The sequence below is a fragment of the Acidiferrobacteraceae bacterium genome, assembly GCA_037388825.1.
GTDB lineage: Bacteria > Pseudomonadota > Gammaproteobacteria > Acidiferrobacterales > JAJDNE01 > JARRJV01.
In genome coordinates this window covers 1-5,499 of record JARRJV010000094.1, presented here as the reverse complement: position 1 = coordinate 5,499, position 5,499 = coordinate 1, and the positions used below count along the sequence as shown (strand labels likewise).

At 62.0% G+C, this 5,499-nt stretch carries 8 protein-coding genes; all 8 read right to left on the bottom strand.

The genetic code is table 11. From position 1 onward, the window contains the following. The coding region (locus P8X48_12205) for a nitrogenase-stabilizing/protective protein NifW (GenBank protein ID MEJ2108068.1) at positions 1 to 262 on the bottom strand (262 nt) is incomplete at its 3' end. 12 nt (positions 263 to 274) lie between these two features. Next, a complete protein-coding gene (gene cysE / locus P8X48_12200; GenBank protein ID MEJ2108067.1) occupies positions 275 to 1,039 on the bottom strand; it encodes a serine O-acetyltransferase in 765 nt (254 codons plus the stop codon). After that, entirely contained in the window at positions 1,036 to 2,178 is a 1,143-nt protein-coding gene (gene nifV, locus P8X48_12195; GenBank protein MEJ2108066.1) for a homocitrate synthase, read from the bottom strand. The genes cysE and nifV overlap by 4 nt, the downstream gene beginning before the upstream one ends. A 211-nt stretch (positions 2,179 to 2,389) precedes the next feature. Beyond that, positions 2,390 to 2,728 (bottom strand): ISC system 2Fe-2S type ferredoxin, encoded by a 339-nt coding sequence (gene fdx, locus P8X48_12190; GenBank protein ID MEJ2108065.1) that lies wholly within the window; start codon positions 2,726 to 2,728, stop codon positions 2,390 to 2,392. Continuing rightward, positions 2,728 to 4,584 carry a Fe-S protein assembly chaperone HscA gene (gene hscA, locus P8X48_12185; protein MEJ2108064.1) on the bottom strand — a complete coding sequence of 619 codons (1,857 nt, stop codon included), beginning with the start codon at positions 4,582 to 4,584 and terminating at the stop codon, positions 2,728 to 2,730. Before hscA ends, fdx begins: the two co-directional genes overlap by 1 nt. A gap of 27 nt (positions 4,585 to 4,611) precedes the next feature. Next, positions 4,612 to 4,935, bottom strand: coding sequence for an iron-sulfur cluster assembly protein IscA (gene iscA, locus P8X48_12180; protein MEJ2108063.1), 324 nt, complete (start codon positions 4,933 to 4,935; stop codon positions 4,612 to 4,614). A 13-nt stretch (positions 4,936 to 4,948) separates the two neighbouring features. Continuing rightward, positions 4,949 to 5,296, bottom strand: coding sequence for an iron-sulfur cluster insertion protein ErpA (gene erpA / locus P8X48_12175; GenBank protein MEJ2108062.1), 348 nt, complete (start codon positions 5,294 to 5,296; stop codon positions 4,949 to 4,951). A 24-nt stretch (positions 5,297 to 5,320) separates the two neighbouring features. Beyond that, on the bottom strand, positions 5,321 to 5,499 hold a 179-nt coding region (locus P8X48_12170; protein ID MEJ2108061.1), incomplete at its 5' end, for an iron-sulfur cluster assembly scaffold protein.

Below are 5,499 nucleotides of genomic sequence, written 5' to 3'. Positions count from 1 at the left end.
ACACCTTGAACACTTTTTCCTGGGCCGGCGTGGAGCGCACGAAATCCTCGTACGCACGCGTGAGCAGTTCACGACAGGTTTCCCGCTGCTGCGCCTCGTCCTGGGCATCGACGCCCGGCGTGTTGCGCAGGTACTGGTGAAAGCGCTTGAGGATATGCAAACGGTTCACGTGAACCACTGCCTGGTCGGAGGGCCCCTCGAGATAGGCGAGGAACTCCTCGGCCGAGGACAGGGTATTCAGTTTTTCCATCAATTCGCTCATTGGTATCCGCCTTTAATGCGAAGTGGTATCGGGTTTCACATTGACCTGCGCCGGATCGCAGGTATCGACACAAGTGACACATTCCCGGTTTGTTGCGGGCGTGCTTTCCGTGGAAACCGCCTCCAGCCTCGCTTCCAGGGTGTTGATACGCTCAAGCAGGCAGGAGATGGCCTTGCCGACCGGATCGGGCATCAGGTGATGATCCAGATCGATTCCCTGTTCGGTGATGCGTCGATTCGCCAGCGGGACGACGACGCGACCCGGGATCCCGACCACGGTCATGCCTTCGGGTACGTCCTGGATTACCACCGAATTGGCGCCGACGCGGCCATTGCGCTCGATCGTGATCGGGCCAAGAACCTTGGCGCCGGCACCAACCACCACGCCATCCTCCAGCGTGGGATGGCGCTTGCCCGTATTCCAGGAGACGCCGCCCAGGGTTACGCCGTGGTACAGGGTGACGTCATCGCCAATCACCGCGGTCTCGCCGATAACGACGCCGCTGCCGTGGTCGATGAACAGGCGTCGACCGATCACCGCACCGGGATGGATATCAATTTGCGTGAGCGCGCGGGCAGTACCGGAAAGGAATCGGGCGACGAAACACCAGCCCCGCATCCATAGTGCATGGGCCACGCGATGGCACAGGAGCGCATGCAGTCCGGGGTAGGTGGCGAACACCTCGAGGCGCGTACGCGCCGCCGGATCGCGCTGAAATACGCAATCTACGTCCTCCCGTAGTCTGCGCAACATCCCCGGGGCCGGCTTCCGGTTCATGCCTGAATCACCGCGCATTCCGTGGCCTCCAGATAGAAACGTTCGAGATCGGTGGTCTCGGGCGAGCGCTTGGTCGTGACCGAATGCGCGCGGATGCGCACAAGGATGTCGCGCGCCTGCGATTCGGTGAGCGCGATGCCCAGTCGGGCATAGGCCTGCACCACGGCCCTGGACCCCGAGTGTTTGCCCAGCACGACACGGTGTTCGCGCCCGACCTCGGCCGGGTCGAACCCCTGGTAGTTGTTCAGGTTCTTGTACAGGCCATCGACGTGGATTCCGGCCTCGTGGGTGAAGACGGACTCCCCGACGATGCTCTTGCCCGCGGCGACCGGCCGGCCGGATGCACGGGCCACCATTTGCGACACCACGGGGAAGCAATGGGTGTCGATGTCGGTTTCGATGTTGTACAGATGACGCAAAGCCATGACGACCTCTTCCAGAGGCGCATTGCCGGCCCGTTCTCCCAGGCCGTTGACGGTGGTATTGATATGCGTCGCACCGGAGAGGGCCGCTGCCAGGGAGTTGGCAGTGGCGAGACCAAGGTCGTCGTGGGCATGCATCTCCACTTCCAGTTCCGCTACGGAGCGCAAGTGGCGGATGCGCTCCGACGTGGTAAACGGGTCCAGCAGCCCCAGGGTGTCGGCAAAGCGGATCCGGCGCGCGCCGGCGGCACGGGCGGTTTCGGCGACATGTAGCAGGAAATCCTCGTCGGCACGCGACGCGTCCTCGGCACCGACGCAGACTTCGAACCCAACATCGAGTGCGGCGCGGACGAAGTAACCAATGCGTGTCAGCACCCAGTCGCGATCTTTCCCAAGCTTGTGGCGAATCTGGGTGTCGGACACCGGGATGGAGAGATTCACGATGTCGACGGGACAGCTGCGGGCGGCACGCAGGTCCTCGGGCGTCATGCGTCCCCAGACCATGAGTCGTGCCGGCAGATGGAGACACGCAATCGCCTCTATCGTTTCCAGTTCGGCCCCGCCCATGGCGGGAATGCCGATCTCCATTTCCATGACACCTGCGCCGGCGAGTGCACCGGCGATCGCAAGTTTTTCGTCCACAGTGAATGCCACACCCGCGCTCTGCTCGCCGTCGCGCAGGGTGGTGTCGTTCACGGTGATGCGTATGTCGGACATGGGTGTCTTCCCGCTTCGATAACTGTTCTCGAATAGGGGAATAGCAACTCACATGCCAAGATGCCGGGCACCCGAATGTTGCGGAGAAAGCGGGTTTTTGTTCTGAATGAAGGGTCGAAAGTGGGGAGGGAATCCTACAACTGTCTGCGATTGTTGGGTTTGCGACAAAGGCCGATGTCGTTTCCCGATCGACAAGACAGGACAATGAATCTCAGGCGAGCTCGCGCGCGAAATTGAGATTGTATCGAGGGATCTCAATCACGAGATCCTGCTGTCCAAGCCTTGTCTGGCAACTCAGGCGCGAAGTCGGTTCTAGTCCCCAGGCCTTGCCGAGCTGGTCCTCTTCCTCGTCGCTTGCGGTGCGCAAGGAAGAGAATCCCTCGCGTACGATCACGTGACAGGTAGTGCACACGCACGCCTTTTCGCATGCATGTTCGATTGCGACGCCATGTTTGTGCAGCAAATCGCACAATGAAACGCCGGAAGTGGCATCGAATTCCACTCCATCGGGGCACAACTCGTCATGGGGAAGTATGGTGATCCTGGGCATCAGGCAAGATCCTCGGCTTTCTGTCCTGTGAGAGCGGCTTGCACCGCACGGTCCATCCGGCGCGCGGCGAAGGGTGTGGTCAGGTGGTTCAGTTCGTCGACGGCCACGCGAATCCGGTCGGCATCTGGGCCTTCCATCGCCTCGCGCAACGTTTCCATTGCCAGGCCGATGGTGGTCCGCTCTTCCGCGGTGAGAAGCTCCTCACCGTCCGCGACCAGTGCCGGCAGGATGGCCTCCAGGGAACGTTGTGCCTCGACCTTTTGTTCATGCAGGGCGCGCATGCTTGCATCCTCCAGGGCATTGGCCTGGGATTCCTGTAGCATGTCAGCGATCTCGTTGTCGCTCAGCCCGTACGAAGGCTTGACCGCGATGGACGCCTCTACGCCACTGGTTTGCTCGCGCGCGGATACGCTGAGCAGGCCGTCGGCGTCTACCTGAAAGGTCACGCGGATACGCGCGGCCCCGGCCACCATGGGTGGAATTCCACGGAGTTCGAAACGTGCCAGCGAACGGCAGTCCTGTACCAGTTCCCTTTCGCCCTGCACTACGTGCATGCTCAGGGCGGTCTGTCCGTCCTTGAATGTGGTGAAATCCTGGGCGCGCGCCAGGGGCAGGGTGCTGTTGCGGGGGATAATCTTCTCCGCGAGGCCGCCCATGGTCTCCAGCCCCAGGGACAGCGGGATGACATCGAGCAGCAACCAGTCTTCGGCGCCGCGGTTGCCGGCAAGGGCATTGGCCTGAATGGAGGCCCCGAGGGCAACAACCTGGTCCGGGTCCAGATCCGTCAGCGGTTCCTGGTGAAAGAACTCTGCACAGGCGCGACGGATGGAATGCATGCGCGTGGCTCCGCCGACCAGTACCACGCCCTGGATCTCTTCCACGGAGAGTCCGGCGTCCCGCAGGGCCCGGCGCACCGGACTCAGGGTGCGGGCGACCAGTCTTTCCGTAAGCTCGTCGAAGGTTTCGCGATCCAGGCTCAGGTCCACCGACGAACCATCCGAGAGCTGAGCCGCGATGCGGGTTTCGTCCTTTTCGGCGAGTGCTTCCTTCGCTGCCCGTGCGTTTTTGCGCACGAGCTGCCGATCCCCGGCATCTTCGATATGGAGCCGGGCCTCGATCCATGCGGCAATGCATTCATCGAAGTCATCGCCGCCCAGGGCGGAATCGCCGTTCACGGCCAATACCTCAAACACCCCGCGCGCCAGCCGCAGGATTGAGAAATCGAAAGTCCCGCCGCCAAGGTCGTACACGGCATAGATACCCTCGGCGCCATTCTCCAGGCCGTAGGCCACCGCGGCTGCCGTCGGTTCATTCAGGAGGCGCAACACATTGAGTCCGGCGAGTTGCGCCGCATCCTTGGTCGCCTGACGCTGGGCATCGTCGAAATAGGCCGGTACCGTGATCACGGCGCCGACGAGTTCGCCGCCCAGGGAGGCTTCGGCCCGTTGGCGCAGGACCTTGAGAATCTCCGCCGATACCTCGATCGGACTGCGCTCACCGGCGGCGGTTTCGAGCCGCACCATGCCGGGGGTGTCGACCATGCGGTATGGCGAGCCGGCTTCGCCGAGATCCGCCAGGCCGCGGCCCATGAATCTCTTTGCCGAGGCAATGGTGTTGTACGGGTCCCGGGTCTGCGCTGCACGTGCATCATGACCGACATCGACATTGCCGTCGGGGAAGTAGCGAACGACGGAAGGCAGGAGGGTGCGCCCATCCTCATCGCGCAGGATCTCGGGGGCTCCGTTGCGTACGCTGGCCACCAGTGAATGGGTGGTGCCGAGATCAATTCCCACGGCCAGGCGATGTTGGTGCGGAGCCTCGCTTTGCCCCGGTTCGGCGATGGTCAATAGGGCCATGGATGCTCCTGCCGGGTATAGTCCTGGTCAGACGGTGAAGCTTTCACCGCAACCGCACTGTCCCGTGACGTTGGGATTGTGGAACTTGAAACCCTCATTCAAGCCTTCGCGCACGAAGTCGAGTTCCGTCCCGTCCAGGTAGGCAAGGCTCTTGGCATCCACGAACAGCGTGACGCCCTGACTCTCGAAACTGAGGTCATCCGGCAATGACTCATCCGCGAATTCCAGGGTATAGGCCATTCCGGAACAGCCGGCCGTGCGAACACCGAGCCGCAGGCCGATGCCGGAGCCGCGTTTGTCGAGGGACTTGCGGATGTGTTGTGCAGCTTTTTCGGACAGAGTCACCGCCATGGTTCCTGGCTCCTTACATCGAAAACGAACTGCCGCAACCGCAGGTCGTGGTGGCGTTCGGGTTCTTGATAACGAAGCGTGCGCCGTCCAGACCTTCCTGGTAGTCCACCTCGGCGCCAACGAGATACTGCAGGCTCAGGGGATCGATCAGTACCTGAACGCCGTTTTTCTCGACGACGATGTCGTCGTCGCCGCTGGATTCGTCAAACGAGAATCCGTACTGAAATCCGGAGCAACCGCCACCGGAAATGAAGATGCGCAACTTCAGTTCAGGGTTGCCTTCTTCGCTGATCAGCGCATGGACCTTGGCGGCGGCGTCATCGCTAAAGACGATGGGTGCAGGTGCAGTGGTTTCGGTCATGATTCTTCTCTCCCTGAGTCAGGGTCAGGCCGCGGAGGCCGGTTCGGGCGCGGTCGCGCCGGCGGGTTCCTTTTTCTCCTGATAATCGGAAATGGCAGCCTTGATGGCGTCCTCGGCCAGAACCGAGCAGTGAACCTTAACCGGGGGCAGGGCCAGTTCCTCGGCGATATCGGTATTCTTGATTTCCAGCGCCTGGTCCAGAG